A 23,681-nucleotide genomic window follows, 5' to 3' on the forward strand; every position below is an offset into this window, starting at 1 on the left:
ATTGACTAACCATTAATCTTACTAATTATGCTAAATAAAATTATTGAGTTTTCAATCAAAAACAAACTCATTATTGGACTATTTATTTTTGCGCTCATCGGATATGGGAGTTATCAATTTACCAAATTACCAATCGATGCGGTTCCTGATATTACAGATAATCAAGTTCAGGTAATCACTTCAGCACCATCATTGGGTGCAACCGATATTGAACGACTGATTACTTTTCCAATTGAACAAGCGAATAGTAATATTCCTGGATTGAAAGAAATTCGTAGTTTCTCTCGTTTTGGCTTATCAGTGGTTACCATTGTTTTTAAAGATGCAACGGATGTTTACTGGGCAAGACAACAAGTAACAGAACGATTAAGCGCTGTTAAAGACCAAATTCCCAAAGGTATTGGAGATCCAGTTCTTGCACCGGTAACAACAGGACTAGGCGAAATTTATCAATATGCTGTTCGAACCAAACCCGGTTACGAAAAAAAATACGATGTAACCGAGTTGAGAACCATTCAGGATTGGATTGTTCGCCGTCAATTATTAGGAGTTGAAGGTGTTGCAGAAGTAAGTAGTTTCGGTGGAAAATTGAAACAATTTGAAATTGCCGTTGACCCAAATAAATTGCAATCCTTTAATATTACTATTACTGATGTTTTTACTGCTTTAGAAAAAAACAATCAAAATACAGGTGGTGCTTATATCGAAAAAGGACCTAAAGTTTTGTACATCAGAAGTGAAGGGTTAATTAATACTATCGAAAATATTAAAGATATTTCTATTAAAAATACCAGTAGCGGAAGTCCTTTATTTATTCGTGATGTAGCTGATGTACGAATTGGAAGTGCTATCCGTTACGGAGCAATGACTTTTAATAAAAAAGGAGTTCAATCTGGTGAAGTTTCGGGTGCAGTAGTAATGATGTTAAAAGGAGCCAATAGTAATGTGGTTATTAAAAACATTAAGGATCGTATTGCACAAATCGAAAAAACATTACCCGAAGGCGTTATTCTGGAGCCTTTTCTAGACCGAACCAAAATGGTCAATAATTCCATTTCAACAGTGGAAAAAAACTTATTGGAAGGAGCATTAATTGTACTTTTTGTTCTTATTTTATTTTTAGGAAATATAAGAGCAGGCTTAATCGTAGCATCAGTTATTCCATTGGCGATGCTGATAGCGGTCATACTGATGAATATTTTTGGGGTGAGCGGTAATTTAATGAGTCTAGGGGCACTAGATTTTGGATTAATTGTGGATGGGGCAGTTATTATTGTTGAAGCGTGTTTGTTTAGTTTACACAGCAGGAAAACGTCTAAAATATCACAGCAAGAAATGGACAGCACCGTATTAAATACGTCAATAAAAATGCGTAATGTTTCCGTATTTGGAGAGTTGATTATATTAATCGTGTACATTCCCATTTTTACTTTGCGGGGTATTGAAGGGAAAATGTTTTTACCAATGGCACAAACCATTGCATTTGCATTATTTGGTGCTTTTATATTGTCGCTGACTTATGTTCCGATGATGACCGCTTTATTTTTGAATAAAAATATATCTCACAAAAAAACTTTTTCAGATAGAATGATGGAAAAATTAGAAAATTTCTACCAACCTCTTCTGAACAAAGCATTAGGAATTCCAAGAACAATTATCGGTGCAACTTTGGGATTATTTGTTTTAGCGCTGATTACACTTTCGTTCATGGGTGGCGAATTTATGCCCTCGTTAGAAGAAGGAGATTTTGCTGTAGAAACAAGGGTTTTGCCGGGAAGTAATTTGCAAACTTCAATGACTGCAATTTCACAAGGCGCAAAAATACTAATAGAAAAATTTCCGGAAGTGGAAAAAATAGTAGGCAAAACAGGAAGTAGCGAAGTGCCAACTGATCCAATGCCCATTGATGCCAGTGATATGATGATTATTTTAAAGGACAAAAGCGAATGGACTTCTGCCAAAACTTTTGATGAATTATCAGAAAAAATGGCAAAGGAATTGGAAGCCGTTCCAGGTGTTTCTTATGGTTTTCAATATCCGGTACAAATGCGTTTTAATGAATTGATGACAGGAGCAAGACAAGATGTAGTCTGTAAAATATTTGGAGAAAATTTAGACACACTGGCTTTGTACGCCAATAAATTAGGTAAAATTGTAAATACAGTAGAAGGAACTTCAGACCTATATGTAGAAACCGTTACTGGAATGCCTCAAGTAGTAATTGACTACAACAGAGCTTCCATTGCACAATACGGTTTGAACATTCAGGATATCAATCGAATTGTAAACACCGCATTTGCAGGACAAAGCACTGGGGTTGTTTACGAAGGTGAAAAACGATTTGATTTAGTTGTTCGTTTAACAGGCGAAAAACGTCAGGATTTGGTGGATGTTCAAAATTTACTAATACCAACGTCCACTGGTTCGCAAATTCCTCTATCTCAATTGGCCAAAGTTGAAATTACTGAAGGCCCGAATCAAATACAAAGAGAAGATGCCAAACGTAGAATTGTAGTTGGTTTTAATGTTCGAGGTCGTGATGTGCAAAGCATCGTAAAAGAATTACAAGGTAAAGTCGAAGCTCAAATAAAATTTCCTGCGGGCTACTATCCTACGTATGGCGGTGCTTTTGAAAACTTAAACGAAGCCAAAAATCGTTTGATGATTGCTGTTCCAGTTTCATTACTATTAATATTTATTTTGCTCTATTTCGCATTCAATTCCGTAAAACAAGGATTATTGATTTATTCCGCAATCCCGCTTTCTGCAATTGGAGGTATTTTCTTTTTAGCGATGCGGGGAATGCCGTTTAGCATTAGTGCCGGAGTTGGTTTTATTGCTTTATTTGGTGTAGCGGTTCTGAATGGTTTAGTATTGATTGCAGAATTCAATAGCATACGAAAATCGGGTGAAACCAATTTAAAAGCGATTGTTTTACAAGGTACCAAAATACGTTTACGACCAGTTTTAATGACTGCATTTGTAGCATCATTAGGCTTTTTACCCATGGCATTAAGCAATGGTTCTGGTGCAGAAGTACAAAAACCTTTGGCAACTGTGGTAATTGGAGGTCTGTTGATTGCAACGTTCTTAACATTATTTGTTTTACCAATTTTATATATCATGTTTGAAAAAGGAATTAATTTAAAACCAAAAAAGATAAAATCAATTACAACAATCATGGTATTGGGACTGTTTTTTTCTTTTCAAAGTACTGATGCTCAGGAAATAATTTCAATTGATAAAGCGATTGAAACGGCTCTTTCAAACAATATAAAAATTAAAAACGAAAAACTAAATTCAGAGTACTTGCAAAAAATGACCAAAACAGGCTATGATATTTCCAACACGGGAATTATTGGGGAATTCGGTCAGTTTAACAGCAATGCAAATGATGTGAAAATTGGTATTTCGCAAAGCATAAAATTCCCAACCGTTTACAAAAGGCAGAAACAACTTTTAATAGAAGAAGCCAAAAAAGGACAATGGAACGAAGCTTTGCAAAGAAAGGAATTGACTAGACAGGTAACAATCGTGTTTTACGAAATGATGTATCTAAAAGAAAAGGAAAAGTTGTTGTTAAAAAGTGATAGTATTTATTCCGAATTTTTAAGGAAAACAGCGCTTCGTTTTGACAAAGGCGAAAGTAATATATTAGAAAAAGCAACCGCTGAAAACCAATCTGGACAAATAAAAATTCAACTTCTGGAATTACAAAGTGATTATAAAATAATACAATCGCAATTAAAGTATTTACTTAATACTGATAAAGACTTTGTCCCAGTTTCAGATAAATTCAAAATGGATTTTACCGAAAATTTAGATAAAAATGCTATTGGCAATCAACCCAGTATAAAATTATTTGAGCAAGAAGTAAATAGTAGCAAAGCTGAAATTTCACTTGAAAAATCTAAAAAATTGCCCGAATTAATTGGTGGTGTTTATTACCAGACTTTCAAAACAAATGCGGAGTTTCAAAACAGTTATAATGGTGTTTACGGACAATTTGGAGTGGCAATTCCGTTATTCAATGCGGCAATAAATAATAAGAAAAAAGCATTAGAGATAAACACCCAAATTGCCGAAAATAATTTAAATAATGAAAAACTAAAACTGGAAAGCAAGAATCAGGAATTAGTCCAAGAATATAAAAAACACAAAGAAACTATTGCCTATTTTGAAAGTCAAGCCTTGAAAAATGTTGATTTGGTAACCAAAGCTGCTAATGATAAATTTATCAATGGTGACATCAATTATCTGGAATGGGTAATGCTTATTAATCAAAGCACAGGAATTCAAAGTGATTATATTGAAGCGGTTAGAAAATTGAATATAAGTATAATAGAAATCAATGCATTAACTAATTAAAATAGTTTAATTATGAAATGAGCATGACCGTAATTGGGGTCGCAAGCGCCAATGATGATATGCGAATTACATATGACCGATAAAAAACAATAAATATCAACATATGAATTATACACAAACCTTTTTTTCGCGACAGTTCCTTTGGGAAATTGTACGGATCATAACAGTGGGAATAGCCTGTTTATTATTTTATTTCGATGTTATTCTATTACCCATTTTGATAGCCGCAATGGCTTTCGGTCTTTATTCGTTAGTAAAAACTGCGGTACTGGATATCATAAAAGAAAGAAAAATAGGTACCGAATTGTTTATAACCATAGCGGTCATAATTTCAGTTCTTGGCAAAGAATATTTGGCTGGTGCTGTCGTGCTTATGATCATCCTCATTGCAGAATATATTGCAAGTGCGAGCACTGAAAAAGCGAGAGCATCTATAAAAGAGTTGATTGGTTCCGTGCCTAAAACGGCAATAGTAAAAAAAGACAATCAGGAATCCGTAGTGCAAATAACCGGTTTAAAAATCGGTGATATTGTTCTGGTAAAAGCTGGAGAAAAAATCCCTGTTGATGGCAAAGTGATTGGCGGATCAGGTTCTGTGAATCAGGCACCAATAACCGGCGAAAGCGTACCTCAAGAAAAAACAGCGGGAAGTGAAGCATTTGCCGGAACCATACTGGAATTAGGTGCGCTAGATATAGAAATGACTAAAGCAGGATTAGACACCGTTTTTTCGCGTATTATAGCCTTGGTGGAAGAGGCAGAAAGCCAGCAAGCACCTATTGAAAAATTCACAGATAAAGTGGCTTCATGGCTTATTCCGGTGGTATTTATTTTTGTTGGTACTGTTTACTTTTTTACCCGTGATGTCAAACTGGTGATTGCATTGCTGATTTTTACTTCCCCTGCCGAATTAGGTTTGGCAACACCGCTTGTGACCATTGCGGCAATTGCTCGTGCAGCGAGAGAAGGTATTTTGATAAAAGGAGGTTTGTTTTTAGAAGAGCTTGCTAAAGTAACTACCATTGTTTTTGATAAAACAGGGACATTAACCGTTGGAAGTCCTATTGTGAATACCGTTGAAATAATAGATCCTGCTTATAATGAAAACCAATTGGTTCAATTTGCTGCTAATGTTGACCGTCGTTCCAGCCATCCATTAGCAAAAGCAATCTTAAGCTATGCGGATCAATTAAAACTTACCTATGGCGAGCCTGAAAATTTCGAGGTGGTAAAAGGACGGGGTGTTTCCACAAAAATAGATGGCAAATCGGTTTTATTAGGGAACAAGCTCTTTATGGAAGAAAGTAAAGTACCGGTGTCGAAATCCTCAGAAAATAGTACCGATACTGCTATTTATCTTTCAGTTGACAATAAATTGGCGTGTATCTTTTATATATCCGATGCGATACGCGAAGGTGCAAAAGAAATGATTGAAGGTTTAAGAAAAAGTGGAATTGAAAACATAATTATGCTTACCGGTGATAATCCTGAAACTGCCAAGCACGTTGCCAATCAGATAGGAATTAGCGATTACAGAGCAAATTTATTGCCCGAAGACAAAATCAATATTATAAAAGAATTGCAAAAAGAAGGTTCAAAAGTAGCAATGGTCGGTGATGGGATTAATGATGCGCCAGCTTTAGTTCAGGCAAATATAGGCATAGCAATGGGTGCTATGGGAACCGAAGCAGCAATGGAAGCAGCCGACATCGTTCTGATGCAGGATAAGTTGGAAAAAATCGCAAAGGCTCGTGCTATTAGTAAAAGAGCCTATCGAACCATTCGTGAAAATATTTTTGTGGGAGTTGGCGTTGTTCATGTGATTGGAATTACCCTTGTCTTGCTTAAAATAATTGGACCAATTGAAGCAGCTGCTATTCATTTGCTTCCTGACACTTTAGTTTTTATTAATTCCGTAAAACTCCTTCGCGTTAAGATTGATGCCTAACCGATTAGCAAGGGCAATGAAATTTTAAATAACAAACACTATCTTACTATTCAAAATAAAATGAAATCGCAGATTCACAAACACCAAAATAAAAATACAATCATGAGTAAAAACACAATAGTTACAATAATGGCAATAGTATTCCTTTCTTCATGTGGAGACAAGAAAACTGAAAGCCAAACAGAAGCCACTCCAACTATCGAAAACACGACAACACTTACCGATGCACAAATAAAAAATGCAGGTATTGAAACGGGGAAAATAGAGCAAAAAGAAATTTCATCTACCTTAAAATTAAATGGAAAAATAGATGTACCGCCTCAAAATTTAGTTTCCATAAGTGTGCCGATGGGTGGTTATTTAAAATACACCAAACTTTTAGAGGGAATGTATGTAACCAAAGGACAAGTATTGTGCGTTGTAGAAGACCAGCAATACATTCAACTACAAGAAGATTACCTTTTGGCGAAAGCAAAAATAGGGTACGCAAAAGCCGAATTCGAAAGACAAAAAGAACTCAACCGAAGCAAAGCTAGCAGCGATAAAGTATATCAACAAGCACAATCAGAATACAACTCACTATCGGTAATGGTACAATCGTATGGCGAGAAATTAAAATTCGCAGGGATAAATCCAAGTAATGTTTCTACAAAGAACATTTCAAAAAGCATCAATATTTATTCGCCAATAAGCGGTTATATTTCTAAAGTCAATGTAAATATTGGCAAGTATGTAAACCCAAGCGATATTTTATTCGAGATTGTTAATCCTTCGGATATTCATTTGGCATTGACCGTTTTTGAAAAAGACATCAATAAATTGACTATTGGCCAATCAGTTATATCCTATACAAATACCAATCCTGAAAAAAAATATCTTGGCAAAATTATTTTAATCGGTAAGGATTTTTCCGAAAACAGAAGCACTGAAATGCATTGCCATTTTACAACTTACGACAAAGCACTTTTACCAGGAATGTATATGAATGCCGAAATAGAATTAAAAAGTCAGCAATCAAATGTATTGCCATCTGATGCTATAGTGAATTATGAAAACAAGAATTATATTTTTGTTGCCAAACAAAACAAACAATTTGAAATGAAAGAAATTAGAATTGGAACAGCTGAAAATGGGTTTACAGAAATTCTTTCAGACGATTTGAATGAGGCGACTATTGTGATTAAAGGTGCTTATTCACTTTTGATGAAAATGAAAAATGTAGAAGAATAAAAACGTAAATTTACAGTATGGACAGAAAAGAGTTTTTAAAATCAAGTACATTGTTTGGCGCAGCTGCATTAGTGTTTCCCACTACAAATGCGTTTTCCAAAAATTTAGCTGACAATTCAATTGATAAATTAGTAGATGTCAATGGTAATTATATTCAACAGACCTTACCCTATAGCGAAAGTTTTTTAGAACCCTATATGGATGCTGAAACCTTACATCTACATTATACTTTTCATCACGGTGGAGCAGTAAAAGGAGCGAACAAGGATTTGCAAATGATAAAAAAAGCGTTGGACGATAATAATTTGGAAACTGTAGATTTCTGGACGAAGAAATTATCCTATCATTTTTCATCACATATCTTGCATTCCATATTTTGGACAAACCTAACTAATAAAAAAACAGCACCACAAGGCGAGTTGCTAAAGCGAATAGAGAAAAATTTTGGGAGTTTCGATAAACTTAAAATCTTAATTGCTGCTACCGCAAAAAATGTAGATGGCAATGGTTGGGGAATTTTGGCATATCAGCCATACAGCAATAGTTTGGTGATTTTACAATGCGAAAACCATGAAAAACTAACACAATGGGGTGCCATTCCTTTATTGGTTATTGATGTTTGGGAACACGCCTATCATTTAAAATACAAAAATAAACGAACCGATTTCGTGGATGCTTTGTTTAATATTATTAATTGGGATAATGTAGCATTACGATTGAATGATGCGTTAAAATTGACATTATAAAATTTTGAAATTAGGATATCAGGACAAATGAGAAAATGACTCATTTGTTCGGTTCTTTTATTCATTAAATCGTTGTTAATCAAAATAAATATTATTTTCAATCACATTTATTCTTGGGGTTCGATACTCATTTTCATCAAAAAGCAATGCATTTTTCTGTATTTAAATTATTACAATTGGTTCAAGAAAACGTTTAGGACACTATTAGTAAAAAATATTAAATTAGCGTTAAACTGCAAAAATATTAAATAAACTTTTTGGACTATCATAAAATTACTTAATTTTGATTTTCAAAACATGAATTACATCATTCAATTTGAACAAGTTAATTCAATAATTTACTTAAAAAATGGCTTAAAAATTGTCATGTAGAGTTTTGTGGCAAAATCGTGGCACATCGGTTTTTAAGTAGTTGAAAATGCAGCATAGGCGCGGGTTCCAGCTTATTGGTTCGAATCCTGCTCTCCCCACAAAAACGCTTCAAGCAATTGTAGCGTTTTTTTATTTATCCTAATTGATACTTTCATCACATTTAGTATTGTAGTTGATTCAAAAAATAATCCCATCTCATTTTTATCTGAGATGGGATTATTTAACTATAATTTTTAGCTTCTTTATTCTAAAATAAAACTCACTGTTACATTAGCTGTAATATTGATTTCTCCTACCGCCAGAGTTTCTCTTGGCGCACTAGCATCACTCATTTCCATTGTTTTCATTGCTGCATACATTGGCTGCGGATAATAGGTTTGTGAATTATCAGATATTGTCATGGCACGCCCAACTTTTTGTCCTAAAACAGAAACATAATCCTCTGCTTTCAATTTAGCCTCTTTCATTGCTAATTTTCTAGCTTCTGATTGATATTGTGCCAACTTTGAAGATTGAAAAGTAACATTGTCAATTCTATTAATTCCTTGGTCTACCAAACCTTCCATCAATTCATCATACTTTAATAAATCTCTCAATAGAATTTCTATTGTTTGAGTAGCATTATAACTGTGTTTCTTTTTTTCATAATCGTATTGTGGATTCAATGAAACACGTTGCGTTTTATAATCTGTCGGCGCCAAGTTCATTTTTTTAATAAACTTTAAAACTGCCTCTATCTTTTCATCATTTTGCTTTTTTACCTCTTTGGCATTATTCCCTTTTGTTTCAACAGTTACCGCTACAGTGGCTTGATCCGGGATAACTTTTACTTTTCCTTCTCCACTTACATTTACTTGAGGAACTTGCTTAACTTCTTGTCCATAAGACATCGAAATAAATAGAACCGACAGAATTAATAGTGCTTTTTTCATTTTTATATAATTTAATTGTTTGTACTAATTTCTTTTCAAAAGTTGTGCCATTATAGTTTTCCCATTTTTTCCATCACAAAAAGAATAACTATTGGAATAGCCAATAATATCACCATTAAAGTATGATCTACTAATAAAGTAGGCTCTTTGAGCAATGTAATCAAATAACCACCTACAGCGCCTCCAAAATGAGCCGTATGTCCTATATTATCATTCTTTGCCTTCATACCGTAAATAGAATACAATAAATAAAGGATTCCAAAAATATAAGCAGGCATTGGGATAATAAAAAAGATTCCCAACATCATATCCGGCTGTAATAATATTGCTGAGTATAAAACTCCGGTTACCGCTCCAGATGCACCTACAGCTCTATACCCATAATCATTTTTATGGAAAACCATCGTCAGTAAACTTCCAAAAATTAAACTTCCAAAATAAATCAATCCAAAAGAAAAAGCACCTAAATAACTAATGACTACCGGAGCAAAAAACCAAAGCGTCAACATATTAAAAATCAAATGAGTCATGTCAGCATGAAGAAAACCAGACGATAACATTCTAATTTGTTCTCCTGTACGAATACTCCCAACATGAAATTCATATTTTCTAAAAAAAGAAAGGTCGTTAAACCCCTTGTAACTAATTAAAACATTTACTACAATTATTGCTATTAAAACGGTATTCATAAAGTGTGTTTATTGTGAATTGTAAAGATAGTCATTCTAAAATACCGATACAGTAAGCCGTCAAAATTAATATCAATCTACATTTTTGACTTATATTTGCAAGAAAAATAACGGCATGCAATTTCTTGTTTTTATCTTAACCTTTCCGCTTTTATGGATTATTTCCATTCTTCCATTTAGGGTTTTCTATTGGTTTTCTGATTTCATCTATTTAATTGTTTATTATATTATTGGCTACCGCAAAAAAACGGTTAAATATAATTTGGCACTGGCTTTACCGCATCTTAGCGCAGAAGAGCGTCTTGTCATTGAAAAAAAATCGTACCACCACTTGTGTGATATGTTTTTGGAAATGATAAAAACCATGACAATTTCATCTGCTGAAATGAACAGAAGATTCGTAGTCACCAATATCGAATTGGTAAAAGAATTCGAAAACAAAGGAAAAAGCACTGTTTTATTGGCATCACATTATGCGAGTTGGGAATGGTTATTGTCTATTAACGCCAAAACAAAATTTAAAGGAATAGGCGTTTATAAAAAAATTACCAATAAATACTTTGATAAACTAATACGAGACATTCGATCCAAATACAATGCTGAACTAGTGGAAACTAAAAAAGCGATTCCATTGATGGCCGAAAACCAAAAAAATGAGATTCTTAGCATGTATGGGCTTGCCAGTGATCAATCTCCAAAATTAAATAGAGCCTTTCATTGGGATAAATTTATGGGCGTAGAAGTTCCTGTTCATACCGGTGCCGAAATGCTTGCCAAAAAATACGATTTGAATGTTCTTTTTGTAAAAGTAAAAAAAGTAAAAAGAGGTTTTTACAAAGCTACTTTTGTACCCATTACAGATAATCCCAGATCGATTCCTGATTTTGAGATTACCAACACCTTTTTACGAGAAGTAGAAAAACAAATTCTGGAAGCTCCTGAATATTATTTCTGGACGCATAAAAGATGGAAACACCGCCGTTAGAGGTTAGAGTGTTCAGTAATCAGCCTCACTGGTCAGTTAAATAAAAAATCACCTATTCAAAAACCGTATAGTTTTTGAATAGGTGATTTTTTCAATCTTTGAACCTTTGAATCTTACAAAGAAAACCAGTTTTTTACCAATTCATCTTCTAACGGTTGTGCATTCTTATTTATAAACTCATTGGTAGCAGGATTATAATCATAATCCAAAGCCCAAGTTTTATGATTTTCAGCCAATGCTTTTATTCCGTTACAAACAAATTCAATTTCGGCATTTGTAGTTGTAGGATGAATAGACATTCTAATCCAGCCCGGTTTTCTGATTAAATCTCCAAGAGTAATTTCGTCTATTAATTTATGGGACGTTTCCTGGTCTACGTGCAATAAAAAGTGACCATACGTTCCGGCACAACTGCAACCGCCACGAGTTTGAATTCCGAATTTATCATTCAGTAATTTCACGCCCAAGTTAAAATGCAAATCTTCCACAAAGAAAGAAATCACCCCTAACCTATCATGATGCTGTCCTGCAAGGATTTTAATATTGGAAATATTTCCTAATTCTAAGAAAATATAATCTACTATTTCGTGCTCTCTTTTTAAGATATTTTCAATCCCCATTTGCTCTTTCAACTGAACAGCCAATGCGGTTTTTATTACCTGAAGAAACCCCGGAGTACCACCATCTTCCCTATCTTCGATATTATCGATGTATTTGTGTTCTCCCCAAGGATTCGTCCAACTTACCGTTCCTCCACCCGGATTATCAGGAACTAAATTTTGATATAATTTTTTATTAAAAACCAAAACACCACAAGTTCCAGGTCCGCCAAGGAATTTATGAGGTGAAAAGAAAATCGCGTCCAAATAACTTTCAGCCTCTTCAGGATGCATGTCGATTTTCACATAAGGTCCTGAACAAGCAAAATCCACGAAACAAAGTCCGTTATTTTGATGCATTATTTTTGCCACTTCATGATACGGAGTTCTGATTCCCGTAACATTCGAGCACGATGTGATTGAAGCTATTTTAAAAGGTCGCTCTTTATATTTTTCTAATAAAAGCTCAAGATTTTCTATACTGAACAATCCATCTTCTGAAGAAGGAATAACTTCAACATCAGCAATGGTTTCTAGCCAAGACGTTTGATTCGAATGATGTTCCATGTGCGAAATAAAAACAATTGGTTTCTTTTCGGCTGGAATAGTGATGAAATTTTTTAAGTTTTCGGGTACTTTTAAGCCCAAGATTCGTTGGAATTTATTGACAACACCTGTCATTCCTGTTCCATCAGTAATCAAAACATCGTCAGCACTTGCATTCACGTGATGTTTAATAATATGACGCGCTTGATGATATGCTTTAGTCATCGCAGTTCCCGAAACCGTAGTTTCTGTATGCGTATTGGCCACAAAAGGACCAAATTGATTCATTAATTTTTCTTCAATAGGACGATACAAACGACCACTCGCCGTCCAATCCGTATAAATAATTTGTTTTCGCCCATAAGGAGATTCAAACTCTTGATTTATTCCGATTATGTTATCGCGAAACTGTTGAAAGTATTGCTCTAATTGTGTTGACGCTTCTTTGGTAATCATTGTATGTTTAATTTGAGTTCAAAGATATTGATTTTTACTAAATAGTCTTTTTCAAATTTAGTTAATACTGATTTTTAAATAAATTTATAAACATGGTCCAAATGTAAAGTAGCTGACAAACTCTGATTTTGTTTCGTTTTATATTTGATTAACGAATTAAAAAACATTTTCACTATGAAAAAAATTGTTTTTACACTACCGCTTTGCTTGCTTTTACTTTCTTGTGAAGTAGAAGGCGATTTGACCCGTGATGCTGAGTTAAGCATACCAATTCCTGAAAACAATTCTCCTGTAGCTACCGGTAATTTTATGCCAACCTCAGGAATCAAAGTTACCGGTTCTGCTAAAATTTATTTGAATGGAAATCAAAATGAAGTGCGATTGGACGGTTTTAGTGTTTCCAGCGGTCCCGATTTGAAAGTATACCTGTCAAAAAATGCAACCCCTACAGATTTTGTGAATCTAGGTAATTTAACATCTTCCACTGTGTATGCAATTCCAACTCAGGTTAATGTTTCAGCTTATAAATATATACTGATTCACTGCCAACAGTATAGTCATCTTTTTGCAGTGGCGCAATTATCTCAAAATTAAAACCTGATTTATGAAAAAACTACTGCTAATCATCGCTATTGGAATGTTCTCTAACTCCTTTGCACAAGGTTGTAGCGATGCCGGAATTTGTTCCATTGGAACCGGTTTTCAAATTACAGATAAAGAATTAAAAAACGGAATTGAAGTAGGAAGTATTTTTGGTGCAGGCGAAGCTGATGTCATTTATTTTTCACCTTATATCAGCTATACCAGAACTATTAACGAACGATTTGCGCTAAGTTCTAAAATCACATATTCCGTTGCAAGTGGAAGTTTTGGTAAACGAGGCGCTTTTGGTGATGCATATTTTATAGGGAATTACAATTGGAAACCAAAAACGAATACGCAATGGAGTTCACTTTTGGGTTTTAAAATACCTTTTACGAGTTCAAATCTTAAAATAAATGAGTTTTCACTTCCTTTAGATTATCAATCCAGTTTAGGAACTTTTGATTTGATTGCAGGATTGAATCTTAATTATAAAAAATGGGATTTTAATACGGCTGTCCAAATTCCCGTCTTCAATAACAATAAAAATTCGTACTTCAAGGAGTTCTCCAATACGGATGATTTTCCTTCCACTAATTTATTCGAAAGAAAACCAGATGCATTGTTTCGAACTACATATACGTTTCAAACTTCTAATAAAAAATTTACTTTCAAACCCAATGTATTATTTATTTATCATTTAGGAGAAGATAGTTTTGAAAATGCTTTTGGAAAAAGAGAAACGATAAAAGACTCTGATGGATTGACAATAAACGGAAATATAATTGGCGCTTATGCTATTAATACTCAAAACAGCATCGAATTATCTTTAGCCACACCATTTGTAGTTCGAGAAGCTCGCCCTGACGGATTAACTCGGGAATTCACCGCAGGAATAATTTACAAAGTGTCTTTTTAAAAGACAAATCAGAATTTTTACTTTCGAAAATACATAAAAAAATGCCCAAGAAATTTTCTTGGGCATTCTATTTTTAAAACTATTTATGATTATAAATCAAACCCTAATGAAAATTGTAGCACTCTGTTTTGTGCTTTGCCGTCATCATATAAATCTCCTAAACCTAAATGATAACGCACTCCTAAACTAATACCAGAATCGGTTTTAAACCCTCCTCCAAAGTTTATTCCCCAATCAAAATTATTAGGCTCATACTCTTGTGAACCACTAAAAAGTCCATCATATTCTTCTTTATGAGAAACTGCTAATCCAATTTGTGGACCCGCTTCCAAAAAGAAATTTTGAGAAGGATATGCTTTAAGCATTATTGGTAAGTTTATGTAATCTAATTTTTGCGTAAAAGTCCCACTGCTATTTGTTATTTCGTATCCTTGTTGAGAATACATCAATTCAGGTTGTATAGAAAAGCTTTCGCTAATAAATGACTCGCCATAAACTCCTATATGAAAACCGTGTCGTTGTTCTGTTTCTCCATCTCCGTCAAAACTTACTGCAGCTAAATTATAACCTCCTTTTATTCCTCCATTCGATTTGGGAATAGCATTGTCCTGAGCATTCATTGTTGAGCCTATTCCAATAAATAAAGCTATTGCTAAAAATTTTGATTTCATTTGTTTCATATTATTATAGTTATTTAAATTAAATTCTATTTCCCTCCATTGGCACGAAGATCTGCAATACATTGCGCATCTAATTGTGGTGCTGAACCACCCGAAACCATATTTCCAATACCGCTTCCGGTTTCGGATGACCAATACATTAAACAGGTTTTTTCAATACAATGTTTTGGATGCGCTGCATCTTCGTGATTGCTTTGCAAGGCTGTACCAAGGTTAGTCAATCCTAATATATGTCCAAATTCATGGGTAATTACTGTTGTTTCTAACAAACTTCTACTGGGTTCAACTGGACTATCGCTCAAACCTTGAATAGTTTGTTCGAAAATAACAAAAGAAGTATTTCTGTAAGCCGTTCCTAAAATAACCCCTGTATCAGTATCTTTTGAAGATTTCCCATCTGCAAAAAATGCCCAAACCGCTATTACATCAGAAGTGTTATATTTTGTTCTGTTAGCATCTTCAATACTTACAATCTCTGCATCTGTGTAAGGTGAATTCCCTGGTGATGGTATAGAACGTTTTATAACACTAATACCGTTTGGCTTATATGTTCTTGCAGTAAGAAAGCTTACAAAATTATTAATTGTTGTACTGCTTGGCTCAAAACCGGCCACGTACACCACTTCAATAACCATACTCTTGAACTTTTTATCTGATAATAAATCGTTAGAAGAACTTCCAGTTTGCTGTTTATTTGTATTAGGATTTACTGCAATTGAGTTATCTAATGGATCATCTTCTTTTGAACAAGAAATCACTAATAGGAACAAACCTATAGTGAGTAGAGTAATTACTTTTTTCATTATTATTTTATATTATATGTTTATATTAAAGAACAGCTACAATATGTTTAGTAGCTGTTCTTTGAAAAAACTAACCAATCAAAATCCTAACTATATTTGTTTCAATACTAATATTACTGCAGCATCAGTCTTACTTTGCAATGTGATTGTCGAAGCAGTAAAACTTGTTACTTTCCAAGTATTATTCAATAAAGTAAACGAAGCATTACCTGAAAAATTTAGTTTTAGAAAAACATTTAATTCCGAGCTTACCGCATAGGTACCATTTACTGTTGTATTCAATTGATTCATGGCTGTTACCGATAAATTATTTGCGAAATCTAATGCATACCCAGAATAGTTGTTTGCTGAATTAACTCCTGCATTTACATAAGAATCTACTTTAAACTTACCGTTCACCAAAATCGTTTCTAATTTTTTTCCATTTTGAACTGCTTCTGCCATCGTTGCTTCAGTTTTTAAAGATGCAGTAATAGCTGCTTGCAATTCAGCATCACTTGAAACAGTTGTTTTTGTTCCATCCGCAATTTTCACTGAAATCGGATAGTTTACCGAAAATAATTCTGTGCTGCTTACATTAGACATATACGTATATAATTGTTGTTCGGATGTGATGACAACACTTCCTGTTTGTTGAAAACTTAAATTATACGTAAAAATTGTAATTGGGAAGCTGATATTTACAGAAGAAATAGCATCTTGACCAGAAGCTTCCGCTGCTGTACACGCATTAAGAATAGCATTATACTCCGTTTGATTGGCAACGGCAACCTCTGTATAATTACTTGATTTAATTTTTAAAGGAAATTGTAATATTACTGAATCTTGGTCATTATTAGACTGTCCCAAAATGCTAATAACTTGTTGGTAATCCAATTGACTAACAATGGAAACCTGAACTCCATTTACTTTAGCGGTAATTGGTAATATGATTGATGAACATGATGCTCCATCCAAGAAATCATCAAATGAACCATCGTGCATCGAAGTACGTTTTAGATTATTTGTTGTAGTTGAATTAGCCGAATTGGTATTTGGATTTTCTCCTTCTACCTCATCTACTTCACTTTGGCATGAGGTAAAACTTAAGATAGCCATCAATGCAATTCCTGTAACAATTTTTAACTTTTTCATAATTTCAAATTTAATGTTTTTTTTATATTTACAAGCGATGTTTTTAGCGCCTTTCTATTAGTAAGACAACTACGCTTATTTTTACCCTATCAAAATTTAAAAAAAAATATAAAATTTTACAAATAAATCCATAAAACACTACAAATCAACAAATTAAATTTTAAACTATTTTTCATAAAAAAGCAATTATAATTTACTCAACTGCTTTTTGAAAAAATATTTTACATTTACAACCTACAAAAAATGAATTAATACTCAATGAGCGACGAAAACAGTACACTTTGCGACGAAAATCACTTTAGAGACTTTTACTTAAAGCACGTGCAATCAGCAAATAATTTTGCGTATTACAAATGTGGTGATGATGAAGCTGCATTAGATTTGGTACAAGATGCGTTTACCAAAATTTGGGAGAATTGTTCCAAAATTGACTTTAGTAAGGTCAAAACGTACTTGTTTACCAGCATTAATAATTTATTTCTAAATAACATAAAACATCAAAAAGTAGTATTGAGGTACGCCAAAGATGCGCCTAACTTAGATACAAATAATCAAAGTCCCGAATATTTATTCGAAGAAGAAGAATTCAAACTTAAACTCACCAAAGCAATCGCATCATTAAGTGAAGCACAGCGAGAAGTATTTTTATTGAATCGAATAGATGGAAAAAAATACAGGGAAATCGCTGAGTTACTCAATATTTCTCAAAAAACCGTAGAAAAAAGAATGTCTGGAGCGTTGCAACTGTTAAGAGCCCAAATAGAAAATATTTAATTAGTCATTTAGCTGTAGGGTAATTTAAAAGTTAGTTGTCTTATAAACATAGAGATATAAAATGAAAAACGAAAAAGAGATATTAGAATGGTTAAATAATGAGCTTTCAAGCAAAGAAATTGAGGATTTAAAACAATCTGAAGATTTGCAAACACTTGAAAAAATTACTCATTATGCATCACAACTGGAAACCCCAAAAGTAGATGCCCACGCTGCTTTAGAAGCTTTTAAAGCCAGAAACCATTCTAAAAAGAAAACAAAAGTAAGAACTTTAAATGTTAACGCATTCTATAGAGTTGCTGCTGTTCTAGTTATTATGTTAACCTCAGCTTATTTCTTATTTTTTAACAACATTACATCTTTTGAAACTCAAATAGCGCAAACAAAAGCAGTTACGCTTCCTGATAATTCTGAAGTTATATTAAACTCCGCTTCAAAATTAAGTTTTAACGAAAAAAAATGGGCTGATAAAAGAGCTTTAACTTTAGAAGGAGAAGCTTTTTTCAAAGTTCAGAAAGGCCAAACTTTTAGTGTAAACACAACTGTGGGAGTCGTTACCGTTTTAGGGACACAATTTAACGTAAAAGAACGCAAAAACTATTTTGAGGTTCATTGTTACGAAGGTTTGGTGAGTGTAACGTATAATAACGAAACCATTAAATTGCCTCCCGGAAAAACATTCCGAGTTATAAATGGCATTATCGAAAATGTTGAAGATTTTAATGCCGAAAACCCTTCGTGGATTCAACAAGAATCAAGCTTTAATAAAATTCCTTTAGATCAGGTTATTGCAGAATTAGAGCGTCAATACGATATGAAAATTAAAGTTGAAGGCGTTGACACTTCAAAACTCTTTACCGGAACTTTTACACATACTGATAAAGGAATAGCGCTTCAAGCGGTTACAATTCCGCTTAAATTAAGTTACAGGATTGAAGGCAAAAACATTATATTTTACAACTATGGTGTTAAATAAATGGCTGATTTCTCTGTTACTTTGTATTGGCAGTATTTGTTACGGACAAAATACAACTAAAAAAACACCTTTAAGTGAGGTTATTATTTCCCTCGAAAAACAATTCAACATCAAGTTTTCGTATGCCGTTGAAGATGTTGCAAATACTGCAATTGAGCAACCAAATACTTCTTTTACATTACAAGAAACAATTGATTATCTAAACTCGAAAACGCTTTTAAATTTCAAAGCTCTAGACAATCGATATGTTACTGTTTCAGTGCTAAACAAAACAATATCCGTTTGTGGCATTGTTTTTTCTGATGAAAAAAAATCTCGTTTGGTTGGCGCTTCAGTACTTGTAAATAACATCGGAAGAAGTACAATAACCGATAAAAACGGCACATTTAACCTGCAAAATATTCCAATAACTGCAACGTTGACCGTTTCTTATTTGGGTTTTGAATCCAGACAGTTTTCTGCTAACGAATTGTTTTCTGCACAAAATAATTGCAAGGAAATTGTTCTTTCAACAAAAAATGAAGAATTGAATCAGGTTCTGATAAATGTCTATTTAACGCCCGGATTACAGAAATACCTAGATGGAAGCACTGTTTTAAATACTAAAAAATTCGGGATTCTTCCCGGATTAATAGAACCCGACATTTTGCAATCTGTTCAAGCGCTTCCCGGTGTGGAAAGTACCAATGAAAGCATTGCTAATATCAACGTACGTGGTGGAACTAACGATCAGAATTTAGTGCTTTGGGATAATATCAAAATGTATCATTCCGGTCATTTCTTCGGGTTAATATCCGCTTACAATCCTAATCTTACCAATAAAGTTATCGTCAGTAAAAACGGAACAAGTGCTGAACACAGCGATGGCGTTTCCAGTACTATCAATATGTATACGAAAGATCTGGTCACCAATGCCTTTTCTGGTGGAGCAGGAATTAACTCTATTAGTGCCGATGCCTTTTTAGAAATTCCAATAACTAAAAAAATAGAGCTTCATATTTCAGGACGTCGTTCTATTACCGATTTGTTTAAATCTCCTACGTACACTAAATACTTTGATCGTAGTTTTCAAGACACTGAAATCAATGCGGATAGTGACCAGAATAATACGTCTTCTGATTTTTACTTTTATGATTATACCGCTAAATTACTTTTCGATTTAAATGAAAAACATCAATTTAGAGCGAATATTATTGGTATTAATAATGCATTGGATTATTCAGAAAGCCGCATTACAAATTCAAATGAAACCCAATCTAAAACCAGTAATTTATCCCAGAAAAACATGGGGTACGGAGGAAGTTGGAAAGCACAATGGAATCCAAAATTAAGCTCAAACTTCATCACTTACTTTTCCAGATACAATATTGATGCTACCGATTACAGAGTGGAAACGGATCAGCGCTTAACTGAAGCCAATGAAGTGATGGAAACTGGAGCTAAACTCAATACGTATTACAAAACTAATGACAACTTAAATTTCTTGTTTGGCTACCAATTCAACGAAACGGGGATGTTAAACCAAACCACCGTTAGTGCTCCGTTTTACTCCAGCACTAAAAAAGATGTTTTATTGAATCACGCCTTATTTTCTGAAATCGAATACAATAAAAACAACACGTATTTGAGAGTTGGATTGCGTTTGAATTATTTTCAAAAATTCGAAAAGTTTTTGGTCGAGCCAAGAATAAACATTCGACAAAAACTATCAGATCAATTTGCTTTAAAATTAGAAGGGGAATTCAAAAACCAATCTACTACTCAAATAGTGGATTTTGAGGATGATTTTTTAGGTGTCGAAAAAAGGCGTTGGGTTTTAGTAAACGATAAAGACATTCCCATTGCAACGAGTAAACAAGGTTCTTTTGGTGTGGAATTCAATCAAAACAAACTAAATGTAGAAGCTACAGGTTTTTATAAAATTGTTGACGGCATTACAGCTTCCAATCAGGGTTTCTATAACAGCTTTCAGTTTACTAACGCGAATGGAAGTTACACTGCTAAAGGTTTTGAATTTTTAGCCAATAAAACAGCGCGTCAATATAGCGTTTGGGTAAGCTATACTTTCAGTACAAATGACTATGAATTTGATACTTTTACACCTTCAACCTTTCCTAATAATGTAGATATAAGGCATTCCGTATCGCTTGGTTTTTATTACGATATTCTTAAAAATCTAAAAATAGCTGTTGGCGGTGTTTGGAGAAATGGGCAGCCGTATACAAAACCAATTGAGGGAAATGAAACCGTACAAAACGGAAATAATACCATGGTAAATTATGATTCTCCAAACAATGAAAACTTAGATGATTTCATGCGTTTAGACGCTTCTTTAAATTACAATTTCAACCTGTCACAATCTATTAAAGCTTCGTTTACTGCCGGTGTCATTAACGCTACTAATCAGGATAATCTTATCAATCGCTATTATAAAGTCAATCCAAATGACTCGAATGATGCTATTCAAGTAGATAATAAATCGCTTGGCTTAACACCAAATATAAGTTTTAGGGTTAATTTTTAATATTTGCCTTAACCTTTAAGCTAATTTATAATTTTACCCTTTGTCAAGCTCAAAATTGGCAAGAATTGATTTCAAATTTATTCCAATAAATTTTATGATAAATTATAGAGATCGCTTTGTATATTCGCAAATTCTTACTTTTTATAAAAGGTATAGCCCTCGATTTACAAAAGCAACTATACTATAAGTAAAGGAGAGCTTAGCCCATACTGAAATCAAAACACAGAAATTAAAATGACCGAAAATAATCAAAGGAAACAACAAGCCAAATTGCTCAGGGTATTCAGGAAAATTCACCGAACAACTGGAGCTTTTTTATTTATTTTTTTCTTTTTTGTTTCCGTGACAGGAATTCTATTAGGTTGGAAAAAAAATAGTGGCGGGTTGCTGCAATCAAAATCATTTCAAGGAACTTCAATACATTTAAAAGACTGGCTTCCTATTGACAGTTTACACAAAAACGCTTGCAAAATTTTACTAGACTCTATTTCAAAAGAATCAACGCTGGAACTAGAACGAATTGAGATTAAAAAAGATAAAGGAATGGTGAAATTTATTTTTGCCGAAAACTTTTGGGGAATTCAACTTGATGGGGCAACAGGGCAATTATTACATATTGAAAGAAGACGGTCTGACTTTATTGAAAAGGTACACGATGGATCAATTCTTGACGATTATTTCAAGACTGGCAATGGACTCATTAAATTGGTTTACACAACCGTCATGGGACTGGCACTTTTGATATTTTCCATCACAGGGTTCTGGCTCTGGTATGGACCAAAAAGGATGAAACGAAAATAACGAATCTGTAATTCTTATAAAAACATCCTCTGTTTTTCAGCACATTACAAAAAAACAAGCCTATTCAATTAATCGAACAGGCTTGCAATATGTAATCTTTTAGACTTCTCTTATAATCCAGCTACTGCTTTAATTTCATCAATAATTCTAAGTGCCAAACTGTCTGCTTTTTCTTGTGAAGCCGCTTCGGTATAAATACGAATAATCGGTTCTGTGTTCGATTTCCTTAGGTGAACCCAATTTTCAGCAAAATCAATTTTCACACCGTCAATAGTGGTAATATCTTCATTTTTGTATTTCTCAGTCATGGCAACAAGAATCGCATCAACATCAATTTGTGGCGTTAATTCGATTTTATTTTTGCTCATATAATATTCAGGATACGAAGCACGCAAAGCAGAAACGGTCATTTTTTTGTTGGCCAAATGCGTTAAAAACAAGGCTACTCCTACCAAACTATCACGTCCGTAATGCAGTTCGGGATAAATGATTCCTCCGTTTCCTTCTCCCCCAATTACAGCATTATTCTTTTTCATCAATTCCACTACATTTACCTCACCTACGGCACTGGCTTCATAGCTTCCTTTATGCATATTTGTCACATCACGCAAAGCACGGGAAGAAGACATATTCGAAACGGTGTTTCCTGGTGTTTTACTCAAAACATAATCGGCGCAAGCCACCAAAGTATATTCTTCTCCAAACATTTCTCCGTCTTCGCAAATGAAAGCCAAACGATCTACATCAGGATCAACCACGATTCCTAAATCAGCTTTCTCTTTGACAACCAATTCCGAAATATCAGTCAAATGTTCTTTTAACGGTTCTGGATTATGAGGAAAATGCCCGTTTGGGTCACAGTATAATTCGACTACTTCAACGCCCATTAATTCCAATAATCTTGGAATAATAATTCCGCCTGATGAATTTACACCATCAACCACTACTTTGAATTTAGCCGCTTTAACTGCATCTACATCTACCAAAGGTAAATTCAAGACTTCATCAATATGAATATCCATGTACGCATCGTTAATCATGATAGTTCCTAAATCATCTACATCCGAAAAATCAAAAGCTTCCGCTTCGGCAATTTCCAGAATTTTTAGTCCTTCTGCACCATTCAGGAATTCTCCTTTTTCATTCAATAATTTTAAGGCATTCCATTGTTTTGGATTATGAGAAGCCGTAAGGATAATTCCTCCTTCGGCTTTTTCTAACGGAACAGCCACTTCAACAGTTGGCGTAGTTGATAAACCCAAATCAATCACATCAATTCCTAAACCAATTAAAGTGTTTACCACCAAATTGTGAATCATTGGTCCCGAAATACGAGCGTCACGACCTACAACAACAGTGATTTTTTCTTTTCCAATATATTTTTTTAACCAAGTTCCATACGCCGAAGCAAATTTAACTGCATCAACAGGTGTCAGGTTATCACCTACTTTACCTCCTATTGTTCCACGAATTCCTGATATTGATTTTATTAAAGTCATTGATTATTATTTTAATTTTTGAATTATAAATTTTAAATTGTCCGCAAATATAATAATTGACGGTTTATAAAAGTCATTTAGAATTCAAAATTCATCATTTAAATTCCTAAATTAGGCG

General features: G+C 33.8%; 18 protein-coding genes. 11 read left to right on the plus strand and 7 right to left on the minus strand.

All coding sequences use genetic code 11. The features are described 5' to 3' along the window. The first annotated feature begins 27 nt into the window (after positions 1–27). The 4 genes from E0H99_RS08855 to E0H99_RS08870 all read left to right on the plus strand — a co-directional run bounded on the left by E0H99_RS08855 (position 28) and on the right by E0H99_RS08870 (position 8,292). Complete coding sequence (locus tag E0H99_RS08855; RefSeq protein WP_131993995.1) at positions 28–4,368, plus strand: CusA/CzcA family heavy metal efflux RND transporter; 4,341 nt, start codon at positions 28–30, stop codon at positions 4,366–4,368. A gap of 103 nt (positions 4,369–4,471) precedes the next feature. Then, a complete protein-coding gene (locus E0H99_RS08860) occupies positions 4,472–6,316 on the plus strand; it encodes a heavy metal translocating P-type ATPase (protein WP_131993998.1) in 1,845 nt (614 codons plus the stop codon). 102 nt (positions 6,317–6,418) lie between these two features. Next, the gene (locus tag E0H99_RS08865; RefSeq protein ID WP_131994001.1) at positions 6,419–7,546 is read left to right on the plus strand and encodes an efflux RND transporter periplasmic adaptor subunit; all 1,128 of its coding nucleotides are present in this window, start codon (positions 6,419–6,421) and stop codon (positions 7,544–7,546) included. A 17-nt stretch (positions 7,547–7,563) separates the two neighbouring features. Beyond that, positions 7,564–8,292, plus strand: a complete 729-nt coding sequence (locus E0H99_RS08870; protein WP_131994004.1) for a superoxide dismutase — start codon at positions 7,564–7,566, stop codon at positions 8,290–8,292. Between the two features lie 614 nt (positions 8,293–8,906). Here the strand turns inward: E0H99_RS08870 and E0H99_RS08875 are convergent. Beyond that, the gene (locus E0H99_RS08875; protein WP_131994007.1) at positions 8,907–9,596 is read right to left on the minus strand and encodes an SIMPL domain-containing protein; all 690 of its coding nucleotides are present in this window, start codon (positions 9,594–9,596) and stop codon (positions 8,907–8,909) included. A 50-nt stretch (positions 9,597–9,646) separates the two neighbouring features. Then, entirely contained in the window at positions 9,647–10,285 is a 639-nt protein-coding gene (locus E0H99_RS08880; RefSeq protein ID WP_131994010.1) for a rhomboid family intramembrane serine protease, read from the minus strand. 115 nt (positions 10,286–10,400) lie between these two features. Here E0H99_RS08880 and E0H99_RS08885 point away from each other — a divergent pair, with 115 nt between their 5' ends. Beyond that, entirely contained in the window at positions 10,401–11,270 is an 870-nt protein-coding gene (locus E0H99_RS08885; protein ID WP_131994013.1) for a lysophospholipid acyltransferase family protein, read from the plus strand. 113 nt (positions 11,271–11,383) lie between these two features. Here E0H99_RS08885 and E0H99_RS08890 read toward each other — a convergent pair whose 3' ends face one another. Continuing rightward, the gene (locus tag E0H99_RS08890; protein ID WP_131994016.1) at positions 11,384–12,871 is read right to left on the minus strand and encodes an aminotransferase class V-fold PLP-dependent enzyme; all 1,488 of its coding nucleotides are present in this window, start codon (positions 12,869–12,871) and stop codon (positions 11,384–11,386) included. A gap of 174 nt (positions 12,872–13,045) precedes the next feature. Here E0H99_RS08890 and E0H99_RS08895 point away from each other — a divergent pair, with 174 nt between their 5' ends. Both E0H99_RS08895 and E0H99_RS08900 read left to right on the plus strand, forming a co-directional pair. Continuing rightward, a complete protein-coding gene (locus tag E0H99_RS08895; protein WP_131994018.1) occupies positions 13,046–13,465 on the plus strand; it encodes a DM13 domain-containing protein in 420 nt (139 codons plus the stop codon). A gap of 10 nt (positions 13,466–13,475) precedes the next feature. Beyond that, on the plus strand, positions 13,476–14,372 hold the full coding sequence (locus E0H99_RS08900; protein ID WP_165930284.1) for a hypothetical protein: 897 nt from the start codon (positions 13,476–13,478) through the stop codon (positions 14,370–14,372). Between the two features lie 89 nt (positions 14,373–14,461). On the opposite strand, the gene E0H99_RS08905 is transcribed toward E0H99_RS08900, so the two are convergent. The 3 genes from E0H99_RS08905 to E0H99_RS08915 all read right to left on the minus strand — a co-directional run bounded on the left by E0H99_RS08905 (position 14,462) and on the right by E0H99_RS08915 (position 16,989). Then, positions 14,462–15,043 (minus strand): porin family protein, encoded by a 582-nt coding sequence (locus tag E0H99_RS08905; RefSeq protein WP_131994020.1) that lies wholly within the window; start codon positions 15,041–15,043, stop codon positions 14,462–14,464. Positions 15,044–15,078: 35 nt separating this feature from the next. Further along, the gene (locus tag E0H99_RS08910) at positions 15,079–15,855 is read right to left on the minus strand and encodes a membrane metalloprotease (protein ID WP_131994022.1); all 777 of its coding nucleotides are present in this window, start codon (positions 15,853–15,855) and stop codon (positions 15,079–15,081) included. 90 nt (positions 15,856–15,945) lie between these two features. Then, positions 15,946–16,989, minus strand: coding sequence for a hypothetical protein (locus E0H99_RS08915; RefSeq protein WP_131994025.1), 1,044 nt, complete (start codon positions 16,987–16,989; stop codon positions 15,946–15,948). Between the two features lie 258 nt (positions 16,990–17,247). On the opposite strand from E0H99_RS08915, the gene E0H99_RS08920 reads away from it, so the two are divergent. From E0H99_RS08920 to E0H99_RS08935, 4 genes are all read left to right on the plus strand, one after another. Then, positions 17,248–17,763, plus strand: coding sequence for an RNA polymerase sigma factor (locus tag E0H99_RS08920; RefSeq protein ID WP_131994028.1), 516 nt, complete (start codon positions 17,248–17,250; stop codon positions 17,761–17,763). Between the two features lie 61 nt (positions 17,764–17,824). Next, positions 17,825–18,739, plus strand: a complete 915-nt coding sequence (locus tag E0H99_RS08925) for a FecR family protein (RefSeq protein ID WP_131994031.1) — start codon at positions 17,825–17,827, stop codon at positions 18,737–18,739. After that, entirely contained in the window at positions 18,726–21,263 is a 2,538-nt protein-coding gene (locus E0H99_RS08930) for a carboxypeptidase-like regulatory domain-containing protein (RefSeq protein WP_131994034.1), read from the plus strand. The genes E0H99_RS08925 and E0H99_RS08930 overlap by 14 nt, the downstream gene beginning before the upstream one ends. A 234-nt stretch (positions 21,264–21,497) precedes the next feature. Then, complete coding sequence (locus E0H99_RS08935) at positions 21,498–22,064, plus strand: PepSY domain-containing protein (protein ID WP_131994037.1); 567 nt, start codon at positions 21,498–21,500, stop codon at positions 22,062–22,064. Between the two features lie 110 nt (positions 22,065–22,174). Here the strand turns inward: E0H99_RS08935 and glmM are convergent, their stop codons facing one another. Then, positions 22,175–23,563, minus strand: a complete 1,389-nt coding sequence (glmM, locus tag E0H99_RS08940; protein ID WP_131994040.1) for a phosphoglucosamine mutase — start codon at positions 23,561–23,563, stop codon at positions 22,175–22,177. Between the last annotated feature and the right edge of the window lie 118 nt (positions 23,564–23,681).

Origin of the sequence: Flavobacterium sp. GT3P67 (genome assembly GCF_004349155.1) — a bacterium.
GTDB classification, from domain to species: Bacteria; Bacteroidota; Bacteroidia; order Flavobacteriales; family Flavobacteriaceae; genus Flavobacterium; species Flavobacterium ranwuense.